The following is an 18,735-nucleotide window of genomic DNA, read 5'->3' as shown; positions in this document are numbered from 1 at the left end:
CTTCAGTCCACGAAAGTCCTCACGCCCGCTTGCGGTCGAGAAATCCCTTAAAGGCGCTCAGCGCTTCGGGCGAGCGCATCTGTTCGCCGAAGTGCTTGCCTTCGAGCGCAAAGCGCTCGGCGACCTGTTCCGGCGGCAGGCGCATGAGCCGTTTGGAGATGGCGACGGCTTCCGGCGGCAGTGCGGCGATCTCCTGCGCGACTGTCAGCGCATCCGCCTCTGCCTGACCGGGCGCTGCGACCTGATTGACGAAGCCCGCATGATGGGCGGCCTCACCGTCGATCCTGCGGCCCATGACAAGGATCTCGAACGCCTTCTGATGGCCGAGCGCGCGCGGCATCAAGAGACTGGACGCGCCTTCCGGCACAAGGCCGAGGCCGACAAACGGCGTGGCGAACATCGAGGCTTTGGTCGCGACGACATAATCGCAGTGAAACATCATCGTTGTGCCAATCCCGACGGCAACGCCGTCGACGGCAGCAACCAGCGGCTTCGGGTTGCGCAAGAGTGCATGCAGCAGCGTCGCCCCGCCGGAGGTGCCGAACTCCTGGCGCTCGCCGGATGAACCTGCGGCCATGAAGTCCGCAAGATCGTTGCCGGCGGTGAAAGCGCCCGGCTGGCCCGCGATGACGATGCAGCGGATTGCCTTGTCGCCGGTCGCAGAATCCAGCGCGCCGGCGATAGAGTGGTACATCTCCTGCGTCAGCGCATTCTTCTTTTCCGGCCGGTTCATGGTAATGACGCGAACTGCGCCTTCGTCGCGCACGAGGACATGGGACATGTTTCCGGCCTTCTGCTTGAGGTCTAGTCGATCGAGGTGAGACTGAAGCACGTTATAGCGGCATCCCGTCATTGCGAGGAGCGTAGCGACGACGCAATCCAGCGCTGAGAATGCGGCAAATGCTGCGCTGGATTGCTTCGCTTCGCTCGCAATGACGAACTTAACCCAGCAACACTGCATCCGCGCCGTTCACGGCGTCGGCGCTGTCGATCACTGCGCGCTCGAGTGAGGGAGCCTGAACGGCGATATTCTCGGCGAAAAAGCGCGCCAGTATGGTGTGGCGCTTCTGGCCGTCGCCGCCATCGAGGCTGCGCGCGGCAAGCGCTTCGCCGGCCAGGTTGCAGCCGCCGAGGGTGGCGCCGAACAGACGCAGATACGGCGTCGCTCCCGCGAGCACGTCGTTCGGTGCGGTCGTCATCCGTTCCAGCAGCCAGCGGCTAGTGCGCTCCAGCGCCGCGAGCGCCTCGCGCAAGCGTGGGCCGGTGGTGCCAAAGGCCGGGTCGTTCGAAGCTTCGACACGATCGACGATCTCCTTCAGCTCATCGAGCAGCGTCCACACCGAAGCGCCGCCCAGGGCAGCGAGCTTGCGCGTGACGAGGTCGATCGACTGGATGCCGTTGGTGCCTTCATAGATCGCCGCGATCCGTGCATCGCGAAAATGCTGTGCGGCGCCGGTCTCCTCGATGAAGCCCATGCCGCCATGCACTTGCACCCCGAGCGTCGCGACCTCGTTGCCGATATCCGTCGAGAAGGCCTTGGCAATCGGTGTCAACAGCGCGGCGCGTGCGCTTGCGGCGTCGCGCACGGCTGCGTCGCCTGCGCGTTCCGAAACATCGATCGCCACTGCCGTCGCGTAGCAGATGGTTCGCGCCGCCGCGGTCAGCGCGCGCATCTGCAACAGCATGCGCTTGATGTCCGGGTGCACGATGATCGCGTCAGAGTCTTTATTCTTGCTGGCTGTGCCGCGGCCTTGCTTGCGCTCCTGGGCATAGGCCAGCGCCTGCTGGTATGCGCGTTCGGCAATGCCGACGCCTTCAAGGCCAACGCTCAGGCGCGCCTGGTTCATCATCGTGAACATGCAGGCCATGCCGCGATTCTCTTCGCCGATCAGGTAGCCAGTGGCGCCGCCTTTATCGCCCATCACCATCACGCAAGTGGGGGACGCGTGGATGCCGAGCTTGTGCTCGATGCTGGCGGCGCGAATGTCGTTGCGCGCCCCGAGCGTACCATCCTCATTGACGAGGAACTTCGGCACCAGGAACAGCGAGATGCCGCGCGTGCCGGGCGGCGCATCGGGCAGGCGAGCGAGGACGAAGTGGATGATGTTCTCCGTCATGTCGTGCTCGCCATAGGTGATGAAGATCTTCTGGCCGAACAGCTTGTAGGTGCCGTCGCTCTGCTTCTCGGCGCGACTGCGCAGGGCGCCAACGTCTGAACCCGCCTGCGACTCGGTCAGCTGCATCGTTCCGGTCCATTCGCCGGAAACGAGCTTGGCAAGGTAGAGCTTCTTCAGGGCCTCGCTGCCATGCGCGTCCAGCGCTTCGATTGCACTCGCGGTGAGCAGCGGGCAAAGCCCGAACGCCATGTTGGCGGAGCTCCAGATCTCGGTGCAGGCGGCGTTGATGGCCAGCGGCAGGCCTTGCCCGCCCCATTCCGTCGGTGCCGACACGGCGTTCCAGCCGGCCGCCGTCCAGCGCGCATAGGCATCCGCCCACCCAGGCGCAGTCGCGACCTTGCCGTCGCTGTACCTCGCCCCGACCTTGTCGCCATCGCGGTTGAGCGGCGCAAGAACGTCTTCGGCGAATTTGCCCGCCTCTTCAAGCACGGCCGCCGTCATTTCGGCGTCGTAGTCGCCGAGCTGCTCTGCCTTGCCTGCCTGCGCGAAACCCGCGCCATGGTTGAGCGACAGGAGAATGTCGTTGAGAGGTGTGCGATAGGTCATGACGTTTCTCCCGGGTATTTTCGACCAGCTGCCGGCGCAGCAACCGTATATAGTGCCCACATGCAGCGAACGGCATGCTCTTGCAGGGTATTCCCATGCGAGACACCCCCAGGACAATGCTCTTTTTTAGTGGCTAGTGTCGTGGATCAGAAATTCGCACCATCGTTGCCGCGAATCCATCGTGCGAATTTCTGATCCATAAACGACACTAGAATCATAAACTTGCTAGTGTCCTGATCGAATCCGAAGTTCGCTCTGAACTCGCTGCAAAGTATGGCCGAACTTCGGATTCGATCAGGACACTAGCGGCCCGCCGTTTGCTTGTGAAATAATGACCCCTTCGAAATCCGGAAAATCCGCGACATGACCGAACGGCTGCCCAATCTTCACATCAATTCCGATCGCCTGTGGGGGGATATCCATGCCACCGCCAAATTCGGCGGTACACCGAAGGGCGGCGTGCGCCGGCTGACGCTGAGCGATGAGGACCAAAAGGTGCGCGACTGGTTTCGTACCGCCTGCGAAGCCGCGGGTTGCGAGGTGCATGTAGACGCCCTGGGTTCGATGTTCGCGATCCGGCCCGGTCGCGACAAGACCAAGCTGCCGGTCGGCATGGGCTCGCATCTCGACACGCAACCAACGGGCGGCAAGTTCGACGGCGTGCTCGGCACGCTGGCAGCTCTCGAGGTCATCCGCACCCTGAACGATGCGGGCATCGAGACTGATGCGCCGATCTGCGTCGTGAACTGGACCAATGAGGAAGGTTCGCGCTTTGCGCCGGCGATGATGGCCTCCGGCGCCTATGCCGGCGATTTCACCGTCGACGACATTCTCTCACGCAAGGACGCGGATGGCGTCACGGTCGCCGCAGCCCTGGAGAACATAGGCTATCGTGGTGGGGAGCCGGTCGGCGCGCGGCGGCTCGGCGCGTTCGTCGAGCTGCATATCGAGCAGGGGCCGATCCTGGAGCGCGAGAGCAAGACCATCGGCGTGGTCGAGCGCGGGCAGGGCATCCTTTGGTATGATGGCCGGATCAGCGGTGTCGAGCGTCACGCCTCCACGCCAATGCAATACCGGCAGGATGCGCTTGCAGCGCTGGCCGAGATCGTTCTTGCTGCGGAGAGAATCGCGAATTCGCGCGCGCCGAATGCGGTCGCCACCGTCGGCGAGGCGGTGATCGCCGCGCCGTCGCGCAACGTCGTGCCCGGCGAGATCGCCTTCACGATGGATGTGCGCAGTCCCGACGGCGCGATCATGACGGCGCTCGATGCGGAGTTGCGCGCAGCCGTCGCCGATATAGGCTCGAAGCGCAGGGTCGACATCGCGTTCGACAGCGTGTGGCGCAAGGAGCCTACGATCTTCGATACCAAGGTCGTCAGCGCGGTCGAACAGGCCACGACGGCGCTCGGCTATTCCCATCGCAGGATTACCTCCGGCGCAGGCCACGATGCCTGCAATCTCAATGCGGTGATGCCGACGGCGATGATCTTTGTCCCGTGCAAGGACGGGCTCAGCCACAATGAGCTTGAAGATGCGACGCAGGACCACTGCGCTGCCGGCGCAAACGTGCTCTTGCATGCAACGCTCGCGCTGGCGGGGGTGACGTCAGCGCGCTGACAAGGTCAGGTCGCGGCCTCTCCCCTAACTCGGGAGAGGGGCTTGCGCCGAGCGTGCGTCCTTCTCGTGCTCAAATAATCTCAGCTGCGCTGACTCAGCTTGAGAAGCGATCCGCCCGATAGGGGGTCGGATCGACCACGGTTGCTTCGCCTGTGATCATTTCGGCAACGAGGCGCCCGGTGACGGGACCGAGTGTCAGGCCGTGGTGCGCGTGACCGAAGGCGAACCAGAGATTGCGGTGCTTCGGTGCAGGTCCGATGATCGGCATCATATCTGGCGTGCACGGACGCGCTCCCATCCACGCCTCGGTGTCGAGGCGCTCCGCGAGCGGGACCAGATCGCGTGCAATCGGTTCCGCTCTGCCGAGCTGCACCGGCGTTCGCATCGCATCGCGCAACGCGAACTCTGCACCGGTCGTCAGCCGAATGCCGCGTTCCATGGGAGCGAGAAGATAGCCGCGCTCATAATCCAGGATCGGGTGATTGAGCTTCGCGTCGCCGGCGGGGCGGTAGTGCATGTGATAGCCGCGCTTGACCGCCAGCGGCAGGTCGTAGCCGAGGCTGCGCGTGATGACGTCGGCCCAGGGGCCGAGGGCGAGGACCGCGGCGTCGGCCTGCATCGGTCCTTCGACCGAACGCACCGTCCACTGTGCGCCGTTCGCCTCAAGAGTCCGGGCATCGGCCTGCACGTAGCGTCCGCCGAGCTTCTGGAACAAGGCGGCGTAGGCCGTCACGAGGCCGTGCGGACTGCTTGTCGAGATCGGCTGAGTCCAGTGCAGCCCGCCCGCGAGTCCGGGTGCGAGGAATGGCTCTTCGCGTTCGAGGTCGCGCCGGTCAAGCGCGCGATAGGTGACGCCGAATTCCTGCTTCAGGCGCTCCGCGTCGGCGAAATTCGTGTCGCGCACGGCTTCGCTGCGGAAGACCTTGATCCAGCCATTGCGGCGGACGAGATGCTCAGCGCCGGCTTCAGTGATCAGGACGTCATGCTCATCGACGCAGCGTTCGATCAGCTTGGCGTAGATGCGCGCGATGGCATCGTGCCGGGCAGGGCCCGAATTCTTCCAGTACTGCCACAGGAACGGCGCGATCGTCGGCAGCGCGAAGGCGTGGTAATGCATGTCGATTGCGCGGTTGGCGCTGTAGCGCACCAGCAGACCGAAATCCTGTGGAAAGCCATAGGGATAGATCGCCTCCCGCTGGATCAGCCCGGCGTTGCCGAAGGATGTTTCTGCGCCAGGCTTCCGCCGATCGACGAGAAGGACCGATCGGCCCTTCTTCTGCAGATGGAGCGCCACGCAAACACCGACGATGCCGGCTCCCAGAACGACAACGTCGAATTTCATGAACCCAAACTCACGCAGCAGGTTGTTGCAACACGTCCGGCGTCAGGACGTCCTACATAGGGTAGTCGCAACGCCTCGAAGTCAAGTTCGTTGCCCGAAAGCCTGTCGAGATATTCTCAACGTTCTCCGAGTTCACTTCCCCTGAATGCTGGGCTTTCGTTTTTCGCGCCAGGCGCGATGCGATTCCTTGGCATCCTCGGTCATGCTCAGCACCATGAAGCGGTAGGTGTCGGCTTCCGATGCATCGCGGATGTTGGGAATGTCGAGACCTTTGGTCAGGGATTCCTTGACGAGACGCGCAGCGAGCGGCGGCATCGCGGCGATATCGTCGGCGATCTTCAGCGCCTGCTCCATCAGCTGCTCATGCGGCACCAGCCACTGCGCAAGACCGATGCGGTAGGCTTCCGTCGCGTCGATGGAATAGCCCAGCGCCGCGCGCATGGCATTGCCCTTGCCCACCCAGCGTGCAAGCCGCGGCGCGCCGCCATAAGCCGGCAGGATACCGAGCCGCACTTGCGGCAACCGCCATTCGGCGCGTTCCGAGGCGACGATCAGATCACAGCTATAGGTCGCGATGCAGCCGATGCCGACAGCATAGCCGTTGACGGCGGCGATCACCGGCTTCGCGAAATCCGTGAGGAGATTGGCGACGAAGTTCCGCTTTGCAGGAATCTCGCCGGTGATGAAATCCGCTGGCGAGCTGACAGTGTGGGTGGCTGCATTCGCCAGGTTTGCGCCTGCTGAAAACGCGCCGCCTTTTTCATCACCGGTCAGGATGACGCAACGGATGCCATGATCATGTTCCGCCTGCTGCAAGAGCGTCTTCAGCCCCTCGTTGAAATCGTCGCCCCAGGCATTGCGCGCCTCAGGCCGGCTCAGCGTGAGGATGGCGGCGTGGCCGCGAGTTTCGAACAGCACGGGCATGTTGACCTCCGTTTGTTATTGTTTGTTGTTTTCGCTTTGGTTCCGAAGCTCGCCGTTGAGCGTTCGAGCTTACGAAAACACATCAGGTCGGGCTTGGCCATGATCTTAGGCCATGATCAGAGCTGGAGGTTGCTGTGTCGCAGCACGTTGCGATGGTCGAGCGCAGACGAGACGGCTATAGTTGAGGCAGGCCTCCATCAAGAAGGGCGACAGCCATGGACCAGGTTGCAGACAAGTCTTTGGTCGCGGGAGATTTTGCGGCGGAGGCCTTTCTTGCCCGACTGGGCGAGCGCGGCATCGAGTATGTTTTCGCCAATGCCGGAACCGATTTCGCGCCGATCATCGAGGCCGTTTCGCGGAACGGCAACCGACGCAAATTTCCCCGGTTCGTCACCGCGCCACATGAGAATTTGGCGATGGCCATGGCCAATGGCTACTACCGCGTCGCGGGAAAGCCGGCAGCGGTAATGCTGCACGTCACAGTCGGCACCGCCAACGCCGTTTGCCAGGTGATGAACATGGCGCGCGACAACGTGCCGGTGATGCTCTGCGCGGGCCGCACGCCGATCACCGAAGCGGGCCACATCGCCTCGCGCAACCTGCCGATTCACTGGGGCCAGGAGGCATTCGACCAGGGCGGCATGCTGCGTGAGTTCGTCAAATGGGATTATGAGCTGCGCGCGGGACAGCCGGTCGGCGCGCTGGTTGACCGCGCGCTCGACATCGCGATGAGCGAACCGCGCGGTCCGGTTTATCTTTGCCTGCCGCGCGAGGTGCTGGCGGACGACGCCGTGCCAATGCGGCGCGACACCATACGACCGCTTGGCGCAGCCGCGCCTGCACCGTCGTTGCAGGCGATCGAACAAGCTGCGCATCTGATCGCCGGGGCCGAGTATCCGCTGATCATCACCTCGGCGCTCGGCCGTTCCGCCGCGGCAGTGGCAGCTTTGAGCGCGCTGTGCGGCGCGCAGGCCATTCCGGTGTTGCAGATGAACGCAACCGACATGAATTTGCCGAGCGATCATGAGATGAATCTCGGCTATGGTCCGGAGCCGACCCCGCATCTGGCGCAGGCGGACGTGGTGATCGTCATCGATTCGGGCGTGCCGTGGATACCGCGCACGGCGGCGCCGAAGGCAAGCGCCAAGGTCATCCACATCGGGATCGATCCGCTGGTGAGCCGGCATCCGTTCCGCGAGTACGAAGCCGATCTGCTGGTGGCCGGCGATCCGGTCGCTGCGCTTGTCATGCTCAACGAAGCTCTTGGCGCGGGCAGGAAAGGTCGCCTCGACGCTCGCCGCAAGACGGTCGCGGCAGCGCGTGAAGAGGCGAAGAAGGCGTACGACAGACTTCTCGCGCAGTCGAAGAACGACGTGCCGATCCATCCGGTGTGGCTCGCGCACTGCCTCAACGCGGCGAAGGCGAGGGACGCGATCATCGTCAACGAGCTTGGCGTCGCACCCGGTCGGCTCGATCTGGTCGAGCCGCTCAGTTTCATCGGCACGTCGCTCGCCGGCGGCCTTGGTGCGGGCCTCGGCACGGCGCTTGGCGCCAAGCTCGCTGCGCCCGAGCGGGAGGTGATCGTCACGCTCGGCGACGGCTCCTACATGTTTGGCAATCCCGTGCCGTATCATTTCGTGCAGCGCGCGGAAAACTTGCCGACGCTGACGATCGTGACGAACAACCACCAATGGCTCGCCGTGAAGCAGGCCACGCTTGCGGTCTATCCTGATGGCGCTGCCTCCCGGGCGAACGTCATGCCGATCCAGGATCTCAATCCCTCGCCAGCCTTCGAGAAAGTGGCGGAATGTTGCGACGGCTTCGGTGAATCGGTCGAAGATCCGGCAAAGCTGCCCGATGCAATCGCTCGTGCGCTCAAGAAGGTCCGCTCAGGCACGCCGGCGCTGCTCAATGTGCATGTGCAGGGACGGCGGTAGGATCGGCTTTACTCAGAATGTGATTTCGCTTGTCTGCCAAGGCGTTGCGGTGTTGCAAGATGGCCCGCCAACGGCTATTGCGGCGGTGTTTCGCAAGGAGGGTGGCCAGCCGCCTCCTGCCAGACCTGCCGGACATTGGGGCGTCGCCAAGTGGTAAGGCACCGGATTTTGATTCCGGCATGCGGAGGTTCGAATCCTCCCGCCCCAGCCAGTTGATTTTACTGAGAATTTTGCACATTCGCCGGGCTGGCGTTCTGAACGGCCTTGTAAGTGGACAGCGCACGGCCCTGGCCGTCTGTTAGTTCGGCCTCCTCAAGCTTGGTCATGCCGCCGTGGCGGCATCGACCTTCAGCTTAGATCCTCCTCAGTCACTCGAAGAAACGCAGAAGCTTTACACTGAAGAGGCTCCCTTTCTGGCTCAATCATCTCCAGGACCTCGGGATCGTGCCTCAATAGTGAGATAAAGTTCATCCGGCGTTTGCCAACTGCCGCTCCTTTTCCTCCTCCGCATGTGCCGAGCTGCGCTTGACGAATTCCGGCTTTGGCAGGCCAAGGTGTTCGCGAAGCGTCGTCCCCTCGTAATCCTTCCTGAACAGGTTGCGTCGCTGCAACTCAGGGATCACAAGCTCGACAAAATCTTCCAGACTGGTTGGAAATACGGGGGGAAGAATATTGAAGCCGTCGGCCGCGCGGCCGACAAACCATTCCTCCATCGTGTCGGCGACCTTTTCGGGCGTTCCGATCACGACCGTGTGCCCACGCGCGACGGCGATCTGCAGATAAAGCTGCCTCAGCGTCAGGTTGTCCTTGCGCGCCGTGCGCAGAATGACCTCGGTCCTGCCTTTCGCGCCGTCATGCTCAGGCAGATCCGGCAGCGGCTTGTCGGGATCGTATGCGGACAGGTCCCGCCCCAGGAGATGTTGCAGCAGGAACAGGCCGACTTGCGGCTGCACCAGCGACTGCAGGTACTCGTACTTGTCTTCCGCTTCCTTCTGCGTGCGGCTGATCACGGGAAAAATGCCGGGCATGATGCAGCAGTGCTGCGGGTCGCGGCCGTACTTCTTTAGACGCTCCTTGACGTCGCTGTAGAAGGCCTGGCCTTCGCCGATGCTTTCCGCAGCCGTGAAAATGACTTCGGCCGTTCTTGCCGCAAGCTCGCGGCCCGGGCCGGACGAGCCGGCCTGAACGAGAACGGGATGACCTTGCGGGGAGCGCGGCACGTTGAGCGGACCACGCACCGAGAAGTGCTTACCTTTGTGGTTGAGGAAGTGCAGTTTGGCCGGGTCGAAGTAGCGACCGCTTTGCTTGTTGCGCTCGATCGCGTCGTCTTCCCAGCTATCCCATAACCCTTTCACGACCTCGGCGAACTCCGTGGCGCGATCGTAGCGATCGGCGTGCGCCATATGCGTTTCAGCGCCGAAATTCGCGGCCTCGGCCTGATTGTGCGAGGTCACCAGATTCCAACCAGTCCGACCGCCATTGATCAGATCAAGCGACGCTAGTTTGCGCGCCAGGTGATAGGGCTCGTTGTAGGTCGTCGTGGCGGTCGCGACGAGCCCGATGCGATCGGTCACGGCCGAAAGCGCGCCGAGCAAAGTCAGCGGTTCGAAATACACCGCGCGAGCGGCGCCGGCCTGCGCATCGATGTTTTCGGGGCGGATACCGACGAGGTCGGCGATGAAAAACAGGTCGATCTTACCGCGCTCGGCGAGCTGGGCGAGCTCGGCGCAGCGACGGAAATCGAACACGCTGTCGGTCTCTGCCTGCGGGTGGCGCCAAGCAGCCACATGGTGCCCGCCTGGCCAGTAGAAGACGCCGAGCTTGATCTGATCATCGCGTCTTTCCGGCATGGCTCAATTCCTTGCGGTTCGCGGCTGGCCTGATTGTCCGAAAACATGAGCCCCGATGCCGAAAACTGCAACACAAAATCGGTATGAGATTGCAATTCACATATAGAGATGTTCAGATAGTATCAATAGGACCGGGGGCGGACCGGAGGTGACGCGTGAAAGAACCGAACGAGGGGGTGAAGTCGGCGCGGCGGGTCTTCGAGTTTCTGGAGTACTACGCAAAGGTGCAGCGCGCCGTGTCGGTGGCCGAGCTTGCAAATCATTTCGGGTATCCGAATTCGAGCGTCTCGTCGGTGATGCGGACGATGGTCGCCATGGGCTACCTGTCCTACAACGCGACGACGCGAAGCTATCTGCCGACGGCACGATTGCCGTTTCTGAATAACTGGATCGGCACGCGCCTGTTCGATCACGATCGTATCTGGGCCATGATGCTGGAGCTCAGCGATGCGACGGGCGAGACGATTTTGCTCGGTGTGCAGATCGGGCTGCGCTTGCAATACACTCAGGTCATTGACGCCAAGGGACCGGTGCGGCTGCACGCGGAATCCGGAAGCTTTCGCGGACTGACGACGACCGCCGCGGGCTTGATGCTACTAAGCCGCTTCGATGACCGTACGATCGGCCAGCTCATACGTCGTATCAACGATGAGGGTGAAGCAGAGCTGATAAATCTCCCCGAAGTCCTGCAGAAGATCGAAGCGATCCGTCGTGACGGCCACTGCGTTTCGATTGGCGGCGTCGTCCCGGGTGCAGGCGCGATCGCAATGCTGCTGCCGAAGAGCGTTGGTGAAACACCGCTGGCGATCGGAGTTTCGAGCGTTGAATCCGTGATCGTTCAGAATCGCGATGCGTACATCGATCTCATGAAGAAAGTCATCAAGCGGCACGTTAACGGGGATAGCGAGCAACGCTCTCGCCGCGCCACTTAGCGCAACGCGACGACGCACCATCCCAGGGAAATTCCAAAGCAGGTGGCACCAAATGAATCTGCGACAAATGGAGGTGTTCCACGCTGTGATGAAGGTCGGCTCCGTCACGGGAGCCGCCAAGCTCTTAAATGTCTCGCAGCCCGCCGTCAGCACGATCCTGCGGCATTGCGAACGTCAGCTCAACATCACGTTGTTCAATCGCGCCGGGGGCCGGCTGCAGCCCACACCAGAGGCTCACATTATATTCGCCGATGTCGCCAACATCTTCCAACGCGTCGAAACCGTCAACCGATCCCTGATGGACCTTGCCGCGGGACGGCTCGGCCATATCTCCGTGGCGGCCACATTCGCCGTGGCGAACGGACCGCTGGCTGTGGCGGTCGCCAAATTCCTGAAGACGCGGCCCTCGGTACGGATTTCGATTCAGGCCTTGCCGACGGTTCAAGTAGTCGATCGTGTTTCACAGCGTGAGGCGGATTTTGGGCTCGGTTTTGCACCGATCAAGAATCCTGACGTTGCCGCGACCTTGCTCGCAACCGCGCCGATTGCCTGCATCATGCCGGTCGACCATCCATTGGCGCGTCAGAATGAGATCAAGATCGATCAATTGGCTGGCTACGACATCATCACATATGCGTCGAATACGCCGATCGGCACGCCGGTCGAAGCGGCTTTCGCCGCCGCGAAAATCAAGTTCGCACGTCGAATTCAAGTGAACTATGCGATGACGGCGTTTGTGCTGGCGGCGCAAGGCGCCGGCCTCGCGCTGGTTGAGCCGTTTCTGTTTCGGACCGCCTCGAATCCGCTGCTGGTGGTTCGCCCCATCCACCCGACCATCGAAGTCAGAACCATGCTCATCGAGCCGATCGGACGGCCGCAGACGCAGGTGGCGAAGGAACTGATCAAGCTGGTGAGGTCCGAAATGAAGCAAGGCCGCAACGACCGTTGAACTGTGATGCGAAGCGTGCGGTGCCGCCCATCAACCTGACTTATGACAGGGCGCGTAAATCTTAATTCTACGCCCGGCGCCGCCAGGATAACTTGAGGCAATGACATAAGGGATTTCACATGCCTCCGGAGCTTGAACAGAGTCTGCGCAACAATGTCCTCGATCGGCTCGCCAATGATGAGGTGGCGATTTCGATGGTGGTTCGCCTCGTGCAAAGCATCGAGATAGCGACGATCGCCAAGGCGGCAGGATTCGACGCGTTCTACGTCGACCTCGAACACTGCGCCTTTTCGCTGGAGACGACTTCGCAGATCTGCATCGCGGCCCTTGGCGCGGGTATCACTCCCTTGGTCCGGGTTCCCAATTTCGAGCCTGAGTTCGTGTCGCGCGTGCTCGATGGCGGAGCGCTTGGCATTATCGCGCCGCACGTCAGTTCGGCCAGTGACGCACGGTTGGTGGTGCAGAACGCGAAATTTGCCCCCTCGGGCAACCGATCGGTCACGGTCGGATTGCCGCATTTCCGGTTTCAGACGTGGCCCCTTGTCGAGGCTCGTCGTACTCTCAACGCGGCAACGATGGTCGTTGCGATGATCGAAACGGAGCAAGGTCTCGCGAAAGCCGACGAAATCGCGGCGGTCGACGGTGTCGATATCCTGATGATTGGCACCAACGATCTGTGCGCGGAGATGGGGATCGACGGGCAATTCGACCATCGGAAGGTGCGCGACGCCTACGCGCGCGTAATCGAGGCGACGCGAAGGCACGGCAAGTTCACGGGCATCGGCGGTCTTGCAAGCAACCCGGTGCTCATTGAACAGTTCGTGCGCCTCGGCGCGCGTTTCGTGTCGTCCGGTGCGGACCTGGCTTTCCTGCTTTCGGCGGCCCAGAGCCGGGCGGCCAAGCTGAGAGAGCTACAAACGTCGCGCTAGTCGGATCGCATTGGGCACCTCAAGAGGGGGCCGCGAGCCAACGAGGGGAGGAACATGATGAACGCGTTGCGATGGACGCTGACGCTCGCCGTTCTGTTCGCCGGCACGATTTGCGCCCATGCTAACTATCCGGATCGTCCGATCCGGATCATCGTAGGGTTTGCGGCCGGCGGCGCCACCGATATTCTGGCGCGGGCTGTCGGCGAGAGCCTGCATCGGCAATTCGGCCAGCCCGTCATCATCGAAAACAAGCCTGGCGCCAATGCAAGAATTGCGGCGGAGCTTGTCGCCAAGGCGCCGGCTGACGGTTACACGTTGACGGTCGCAACAGTGGGCGCGCTTGCGATCGGCGTCCACATTCCGCCGAAACCGAATTACGATACGTTGCGCGACTTCGCACCGATCGGCCTGCTGGCCGTCAATGACGGTGTTCTGCTGGTCAAGAACGATTTTCCGGCGAAGGACTTTCAGGAGTTCGTAAAGCTTTTGAAGCAGTCGCCAGGGAAATTTGGCTTCGGCACGTCGGGTTTCGCCTCGCCGACGCACCTGGCTGGCGAGCTGCTGAAGCGTACCGCCGGCATCGACATGCATCACATTCCCTACAAAGGCGATGCGCAGGCCCTTGCGGATCTGGTCGGTGGTCACCTTGACATCGGGCTGCTGGTGATGGCGTCGGCGTCCGGTCAGGTCAAGAGCGGCGGTGTCCGCGCGCTCGCCGCACTGGGCTCTGAGCGCATGAAGGACTTCCCCAACCTCAAGACCGTCGCTGAAATGGGCTTTCCCGGATACTCAGGCGGCTCCTGGATCGGACTGTTGGCGCCTGCGGGCACGCCGCCTGACATCATCAGTAAGCTGAGCGAGGCGCTGCGGCGGCTGTCGAGCGAACCGGAATTCATCAAGACGATGGAAACCTCCGGAAGCCGGCCAGCGTACAACACTCCGATCGAGTTCGGCGCCTATATCAAGACCGAATGGGACAGGTGGGGCGCGGTCATCCGCGAAACCAACATGAAAGGCGAGTAGACGTCGACCGCTCCGGCGGAGCCTATCCTTTGCGGGCGATCTTTTCCTGATGAGCCGGGTCATCGAGCAAGGGATAGACGGTCAATTCGGCCGGCACGCAGTCCGCCCATTCGGTCATGAGACGGTGCAGCGTCTCATGATCATCGACCTCGAACACCAGGATCGCGCCACGACCCGTCTTGACGTAGACCGCTTCGACCGTTCGGTTTGCCTTGAGCGGTTCGAGCCAGTCCCAAAACGACGTTTGTCGTCCTCGTACGTCCGACGGGCGCTCAGGGCGGGGGTTGCTCATCACCATGAATTTCATCGTGTCACTCCTCAGTCGAAAGGGCAGAGCGATCGCCACCGACGGCGGCGCGTCATTCGCGTCGTTCAGCTCGTTCTCGTGCGAACGAGAGAGCCGGAAGCCAGGCGTTAGTTGCCCGGCAAGTCGTGGGCTTCCACAAAGAATATCTCTTTCCAATCCTTTGGCGCCAAAGCGACTCCGCCGGTTCGCTTCATGAACTCTGCGTACCGCATCGTGCCGCGGGGTACAGCGTCAAAGATCGTGTTCTGATCGCTGACTGTCCTGAGCGCCTCCTCTACGGAGATCTTGTCGCCCGAGACCGCGAGATACATCTCGAGCGCGCGGCGCTTGTCGCGGCTTATCAGTTCGAGCGCCTCGCGCAGCGCGGCATTGACGGCGGCAATCGTCTTCGGATTGGCATCGTGGAATTTCGTCGTCAGATACAGAACGCCGTTGGACAGCGGCCCGCCGAAAATCTCATTCGAGGTCGTCACGAGGCGGACGCCCGGTCTGTCCAGCTCCTGATACTGGTAGGGCGGCGCGCTGAAGTGACTGTCGACTTCACCGACGCCGGACAGCAATGCGGCGGCAGCGTCCGGATGCGAACGCGAGATCGTCAACTCATCGAGCTTGTCAAATCGCCCAAACTGCTTTTCTGCCGCCATCTGGATGAGAATGGCTTGAATAGAGCTTTTGACAGCAGGAACGGCGATGCGATTCTTGTTCGAAAAATCCGCGATCGATTTCACGTTGGGGTCGCGGGTCAAGAGCATCAGCGGCGTTGTGCCGTAGGAAGACAAAGCCTTGATGTCGAACTTGCCTTTGCCACGTGCCCACAGCACGAGAAAGGATGGAAAGCCGGTTGCCACAAAATCGAGATCGCCCGATAACAGCGCGTCATTCATGACGTTGCCGCCGGCGGAGCGCAGCCATTTGACTTGCACGTCGCCGATTCCGCGGGCCTTGGCCTGCTTCTCGATCAGCTTCTCGTGCTCCATCACCGCAAAAGGTAGATAGGTGAGACCGAATTGGGTGCCCATTCGGATGCTCGATGGCTCGGAAATTGCCGGCGATGCGGACAGCGCGGTTAGAAAGAGCAGGATGCCTGTGAGGCAGGCTCGGCGTTTCAAGTGCGATCTCCCGACATTTTGTTTTGGCTGCGCGGAGCAAGATTAGGCTTTGACGGCACCGCGCGACAAGATTTCATCGGATAAATTAATCGATGTGCGGTATCAATTTTCTTATGGTGACTTTGCGATGCGATTGTTGTGGAGTCGTTGCCATGAGATGCATCGATTTGCCTTGCTGCTCATCTGCGACTGCGCCTGCATGCGAGCCGGGGACGGATGTAGGTCGCCGGCAGTGACGAATGGCCAGCTCCATCAGGTGCTCGGGGCACCGCTTATGAACGATGCACCGCCGCTGATCGATGTCGACGACGTCACTTTGCAATACCGCACCAGAACGGCACGCATCACCGCAACCTACCGCGTTTCATTCGAAGTCAGGCCGGGCGATCGGCTCGTGCTGCTTGGACAGTCCGGTTGCGGCAAGTCGTCGCTGCTCAAGGCGGTGGGCGGCTATCTTGCACCGGTCGAGGGCCGCATTTTGCTTGGCGGCAAGCCGGTCCGCCAACCGGGACCTGACCGGATGATGGTGTTTCAGGAGTTCGATCAGTTGCTGCCATGGAAGACGGTTCGTCAGAATGTGATCTTTCCGTTGGTCGAGACCGGCTGTGCGACCGACGAAGCGAGGCGGCGCGCCGACGTCTATATCGACAAGGTTGGTCTGACGTCTTTCGCCGACAGCTATCCGCACATGCTCTCCGGTGGCATGAAGCAGCGCGTCGCAATCGCCCGCGGCATGGTGATGGAGCCAGCGGTCATTTTGATGGACGAGCCCTTCGCGGCGCTCGACGCCCTGACGCGTCGCCATATGCAGGACGAGCTCATCAGGCTCTGGCACGATACGCAGTTTACCGTCATCTTCGTCACCCATTCGATTGCCGAGGCTGTGCGGGTGGGCAGCCGGATTTTGCTGCTCACCTCCCATCCCGGACGCGTCAAGGCCGAATTCAAGCCTGCCGAATGGCCGGACCCTGCGGTCCTCGAGCGCCGTATCCATGACAGTCTCTCCGAGGAAGCGGATCATGCTTCAGCGTGAGCATGCGCGGCCCGACGCTTTCGACATCGTCGAGCGCAAGCTCGGCGCGGTAGAGCGTCTCTATCAGTCGCGGCTGATGCGAACCCTGTTCGTGCTGTTGACATTGGCGATCGCGTGGGAAGCCTATGGTCGCTACCTCGACAATTCCTTGCTGTTCCCGACCTTTGGCGAGACACTGACGTCGCTCAGTCAGGAGATCGCGTCGGGCGAGCTGCTGGCGCGGGTCGGAACCTCCCTCCGCATCCTGCTGACGGGCTATGCAATCGGCTTTGTCATCGCCATCCTGCTGACGGGCATCGCGATGAATAGCCTGCTGGCGCGCGATTATCTGACCACGATCACGGCAATGCTGAATCCGTTGCCGGCCATTGCCCTGCTCCCGCTCGCGTTGATCTGGTTCGGGCTCGGTACCAACAGCGTGTTGTTTGTCCTTGTGCATTCAGTGCTTTGGCCGTTGGCGCTCAATCTGCAGGCCGGGTTCGAAAGCGTGTCGCCGGTCATGCGAATGGTTGGGCGCAACTATGGCCTGAAAGGTTGGCGCTACACCCTGCGGATTTTGATTCCTGCAGCATTTCCCAGCATCCTGTCGGGCCTGAGGATTGCTTGGGCCTTCGCCTGGCGAACGCTGCTTGCTGCTGAATTGGTGTTTGGGGTCAGCTCGGGCAGCGGCGGGATCGGCTGGTTCATCTATCAGCGCAAGAACCAGCTCGACATGCCCGCGGTCTTCTCCGGTTTGTTGGCGGTGGTGCTGATCGGACTTGTCATCGACAATCTCGTCTTTCGCACGATCGAGGCTCGGACGGTGCGTCGATGGGGGCTGCAGTCCTGAACGTTCGTCATCTGCGATAAAAACAGGTCGGCATTATTTCTGATTATGCTTCACCGTACTCATCTTATTGGCCTGAAGCCGCCATTCGCATCTATATGGAGCAGTCGATCGGCGTCATAGGTGAGTGTAATGGGCAAGGCGAGCTCGGATGCGCGAAAATTGTTCGTCAAGGCGGACGAGCTACAGGCAGTTTCTCAGGCTCTGCTGCAAAGACACGGCCTGTCGCCCTCAGATGCGGCCATTGTCGCAGGCTGCCTGGTCGAAGCAGATTTGCGTGGCGTCGAGACCCACGGCGTCGTGCGACTGGTTCATTATCTCAATCGCATCAGGCTGAAGCTGATCAATCCCAAGCCGGACATCACGATTACGCACAAATCGCTCGTTGCGGCATCGGTTAATGGCGACGATGGCTTCGGCTTTGTCGTCGCCACACGCGCAATGGACGAAGCGATCACAATGGCGAAGATGTATGGCCTCGGCCTTGCATCGGTCTATAACAGCAGTCACTTCGGAATGGCCGCAAGCTACGTCCTGCAGGCCGTACGGGAGGGCTATATGTCTCTCGTGTTCACCAACGCCTCAAAGGCAATGCCGCCTTGGGGCGGCAAGGATGCCATACTGGGGACCAGTCCGTTCGCGGCCGGTGCGCCGGGCGGCAAGCTTCCGCCCTTCGTGCTCGACATGGCGGTCTCGGTCGCTGCACGCGGCAAGGTCCGGCTCGCGGCGAAGCGCGGAGAACAGGTTCCTGAGGGCTTCGGTCTCGACAAGGACGGGCGCACAACGACCGATCCGAACAAGATACTCGACGGGGGAGTCGTGCTGCCGGTCGGAGGTCCGAAAGGATCCGCGATTGCCATGATGATGGATATCTTCAGCGGCGTATTTTCCGGGTCGGCCTTCGCCGGCGATGTCACCAATCATACTGAAGAATTCACGAAACCTCAGAACGTCGGCCACTTCATCATGGCGATAAAGCCCGATCTGTTCGTGTCCAAACAGGATTATGAGGCTCGCATGGATATATTGACGAGCCGGGTCAAATCGTCGGCACTCGCGGATGGATTCTCGGAGATCCTCGTTGCCGGCGAGCCTGAGGCAATGCTCGAAGCTGCGCGGCGCGCGAGCGGGATCGAGCTTCCGAAAGCCGAGCTTGACGCCATCCGCCTCGAGGCGGAGAAGTTTGGCGTGTCATTTCCATCCCTGTCGCCCGCACCGTTCAACGCCTGATCAT

16 protein-coding genes and 1 tRNA gene are annotated in these 18,735 nt (G+C 61.6%); 10 read left to right on the top strand and 7 right to left on the bottom strand.

Going from position 1 to position 18,735, the window contains the following annotated elements:
* Positions 1–19: 19 nt before the first annotated feature.
* Entirely contained in the window at positions 20–781 is a 762-nt protein-coding gene (locus tag RCO31_RS30050; RefSeq protein WP_308972004.1) for a crotonase/enoyl-CoA hydratase family protein, read from the bottom strand.
* Positions 782–941: 160 nt separating this feature from the next.
* On the bottom strand, positions 942–2,723 hold the full coding sequence (locus tag RCO31_RS30045; protein WP_308972003.1) for an acyl-CoA dehydrogenase: 1,782 nt from the start codon (positions 2,721–2,723) through the stop codon (positions 942–944).
* 363 nt (positions 2,724–3,086) lie between these two features.
* On the opposite strand from RCO31_RS30045, the gene RCO31_RS30040 reads away from it, so the two are divergent.
* Positions 3,087–4,340 carry a Zn-dependent hydrolase gene (locus RCO31_RS30040; protein ID WP_308972002.1) on the top strand — a complete coding sequence of 418 codons (1,254 nt, stop codon included), beginning with the start codon at positions 3,087–3,089 and terminating at the stop codon, positions 4,338–4,340.
* Between the two features lie 94 nt (positions 4,341–4,434).
* Here RCO31_RS30040 and RCO31_RS30035 read toward each other — a convergent pair whose 3' ends face one another.
* Together RCO31_RS30035 and RCO31_RS30030 are read right to left on the bottom strand one after the other, a co-directional pair.
* A complete protein-coding gene (locus RCO31_RS30035) occupies positions 4,435–5,682 on the bottom strand; it encodes an FAD-binding oxidoreductase (RefSeq protein ID WP_308972001.1) in 1,248 nt (415 codons plus the stop codon).
* 132 nt (positions 5,683–5,814) lie between these two features.
* The gene (locus RCO31_RS30030; protein WP_308972000.1) at positions 5,815–6,606 is read right to left on the bottom strand and encodes an enoyl-CoA hydratase-related protein; all 792 of its coding nucleotides are present in this window, start codon (positions 6,604–6,606) and stop codon (positions 5,815–5,817) included.
* 215 nt (positions 6,607–6,821) lie between these two features.
* Here RCO31_RS30030 and RCO31_RS30025 point away from each other — a divergent pair, with 215 nt between their 5' ends.
* Positions 6,822–8,543, top strand: a complete 1,722-nt coding sequence (locus RCO31_RS30025) for a thiamine pyrophosphate-requiring protein (RefSeq protein WP_308971999.1) — start codon at positions 6,822–6,824, stop codon at positions 8,541–8,543.
* A gap of 136 nt (positions 8,544–8,679) precedes the next feature.
* Positions 8,680–8,754: transfer RNA gene (locus RCO31_RS30020), tRNA-Gln, on the top strand.
* Positions 8,755–9,010: 256 nt separating this feature from the next.
* On the opposite strand, the gene RCO31_RS30015 is transcribed toward RCO31_RS30020, so the two are convergent.
* The gene (locus tag RCO31_RS30015; protein ID WP_308971998.1) at positions 9,011–10,393 is read right to left on the bottom strand and encodes an LLM class flavin-dependent oxidoreductase; all 1,383 of its coding nucleotides are present in this window, start codon (positions 10,391–10,393) and stop codon (positions 9,011–9,013) included.
* A gap of 155 nt (positions 10,394–10,548) precedes the next feature.
* Between RCO31_RS30015 and RCO31_RS30010 the strand changes: the two genes are divergently transcribed.
* The 4 genes from RCO31_RS30010 (at position 10,549) to RCO31_RS29995 (ending at position 14,226) form a co-directional block, all read left to right on the top strand.
* Complete coding sequence (locus RCO31_RS30010) at positions 10,549–11,325, top strand: helix-turn-helix domain-containing protein (RefSeq protein WP_308971997.1); 777 nt, start codon at positions 10,549–10,551, stop codon at positions 11,323–11,325.
* 52 nt (positions 11,326–11,377) lie between these two features.
* Positions 11,378–12,274 (top strand): LysR family transcriptional regulator, encoded by an 897-nt coding sequence (locus RCO31_RS30005; protein WP_308971996.1) that lies wholly within the window; start codon positions 11,378–11,380, stop codon positions 12,272–12,274.
* Between the two features lie 119 nt (positions 12,275–12,393).
* Positions 12,394–13,203: an aldolase/citrate lyase family protein gene (locus RCO31_RS30000; protein WP_308971995.1), complete on the top strand. Its 810-nt coding sequence runs from the start codon at positions 12,394–12,396 to the stop codon at positions 13,201–13,203.
* Between the two features lie 57 nt (positions 13,204–13,260).
* Complete coding sequence (locus RCO31_RS29995; protein WP_308971994.1) at positions 13,261–14,226, top strand: tripartite tricarboxylate transporter substrate binding protein; 966 nt, start codon at positions 13,261–13,263, stop codon at positions 14,224–14,226.
* Positions 14,227–14,248: 22 nt separating this feature from the next.
* Here RCO31_RS29995 and RCO31_RS29990 read toward each other — a convergent pair whose 3' ends face one another.
* Both RCO31_RS29990 and RCO31_RS29985 read right to left on the bottom strand, forming a co-directional pair.
* Positions 14,249–14,533, bottom strand: coding sequence for a DUF3303 family protein (locus RCO31_RS29990; protein ID WP_308971993.1), 285 nt, complete (start codon positions 14,531–14,533; stop codon positions 14,249–14,251).
* Positions 14,534–14,640: 107 nt separating this feature from the next.
* The gene (locus RCO31_RS29985) at positions 14,641–15,642 is read right to left on the bottom strand and encodes an ABC transporter substrate-binding protein (RefSeq protein WP_308971992.1); all 1,002 of its coding nucleotides are present in this window, start codon (positions 15,640–15,642) and stop codon (positions 14,641–14,643) included.
* Between the two features lie 274 nt (positions 15,643–15,916).
* On the opposite strand from RCO31_RS29985, the gene RCO31_RS29980 reads away from it, so the two are divergent.
* The 3 genes from RCO31_RS29980 (at position 15,917) to RCO31_RS29970 (ending at position 18,731) form a co-directional block, all read left to right on the top strand.
* On the top strand, positions 15,917–16,675 hold the full coding sequence (locus tag RCO31_RS29980; RefSeq protein WP_308971991.1) for an ABC transporter ATP-binding protein: 759 nt from the start codon (positions 15,917–15,919) through the stop codon (positions 16,673–16,675).
* On the top strand, positions 16,662–17,504 hold the full coding sequence (locus RCO31_RS29975) for an ABC transporter permease (RefSeq protein WP_308971990.1): 843 nt from the start codon (positions 16,662–16,664) through the stop codon (positions 17,502–17,504). The genes RCO31_RS29980 and RCO31_RS29975 overlap by 14 nt, the downstream gene beginning before the upstream one ends.
* Before the next feature lie 129 nt (positions 17,505–17,633).
* A complete protein-coding gene (locus tag RCO31_RS29970; protein WP_308971989.1) occupies positions 17,634–18,731 on the top strand; it encodes an Ldh family oxidoreductase in 1,098 nt (365 codons plus the stop codon).
* The last annotated feature ends 4 nt before the right edge of the window (positions 18,732–18,735 follow it).

Origin of the sequence: Bradyrhizobium sp. LHD-71 (genome assembly GCF_031157255.1) — a bacterium.
Taxonomy (GTDB): domain Bacteria; phylum Pseudomonadota; class Alphaproteobacteria; order Rhizobiales; family Xanthobacteraceae; genus P52-10.
Note: the sequence above shows the minus strand (reverse complement) of the source record. Positions and strands in the feature narration are given on the sequence as shown.

What these genes read in the sequence shown, in the direction of transcription:
- RCO31_RS29995 (WP_308971994.1), top strand. Translation starts at nt 13,261, where the DNA reads ATGAACGCGTTGCGATGGACGCTGACGCTCGCCGTTCTGTTCGCCGGC.
- RCO31_RS30035 (WP_308972001.1), bottom strand. Translation starts at nt 5,682, where the DNA reads ATGAAATTCGACGTTGTCGTTCTGGGAGCCGGCATCGTCGGTGTTTGC.
- RCO31_RS30045 (WP_308972003.1), bottom strand. Translation starts at nt 2,723, where the DNA reads ATGACCTATCGCACACCTCTCAACGACATTCTCCTGTCGCTCAACCAT.
- RCO31_RS30030 (WP_308972000.1), bottom strand. Translation starts at nt 6,606, where the DNA reads ATGCCCGTGCTGTTCGAAACTCGCGGCCACGCCGCCATCCTCACGCTG.
- RCO31_RS30040 (WP_308972002.1), top strand. Translation starts at nt 3,087, where the DNA reads ATGACCGAACGGCTGCCCAATCTTCACATCAATTCCGATCGCCTGTGG.
- RCO31_RS29980 (WP_308971991.1), top strand. Translation starts at nt 15,917, where the DNA reads ATGAACGATGCACCGCCGCTGATCGATGTCGACGACGTCACTTTGCAA.
- RCO31_RS30000 (WP_308971995.1), top strand. Translation starts at nt 12,394, where the DNA reads ATGCCTCCGGAGCTTGAACAGAGTCTGCGCAACAATGTCCTCGATCGG.
- RCO31_RS30015 (WP_308971998.1), bottom strand. Translation starts at nt 10,393, where the DNA reads ATGCCGGAAAGACGCGATGATCAGATCAAGCTCGGCGTCTTCTACTGG.
- RCO31_RS30025 (WP_308971999.1), top strand. Translation starts at nt 6,822, where the DNA reads ATGGACCAGGTTGCAGACAAGTCTTTGGTCGCGGGAGATTTTGCGGCG.
- RCO31_RS30050 (WP_308972004.1), bottom strand. Translation starts at nt 781, where the DNA reads ATGTCCCATGTCCTCGTGCGCGACGAAGGCGCAGTTCGCGTCATTACC.
- RCO31_RS29975 (WP_308971990.1), top strand. Translation starts at nt 16,662, where the DNA reads ATGCTTCAGCGTGAGCATGCGCGGCCCGACGCTTTCGACATCGTCGAG.
- RCO31_RS29970 (WP_308971989.1), top strand. Translation starts at nt 17,634, where the DNA reads ATGGGCAAGGCGAGCTCGGATGCGCGAAAATTGTTCGTCAAGGCGGAC.
- RCO31_RS30005 (WP_308971996.1), top strand. Translation starts at nt 11,378, where the DNA reads ATGAATCTGCGACAAATGGAGGTGTTCCACGCTGTGATGAAGGTCGGC.
- RCO31_RS29990 (WP_308971993.1), bottom strand. Translation starts at nt 14,533, where the DNA reads ATGAAATTCATGGTGATGAGCAACCCCCGCCCTGAGCGCCCGTCGGAC.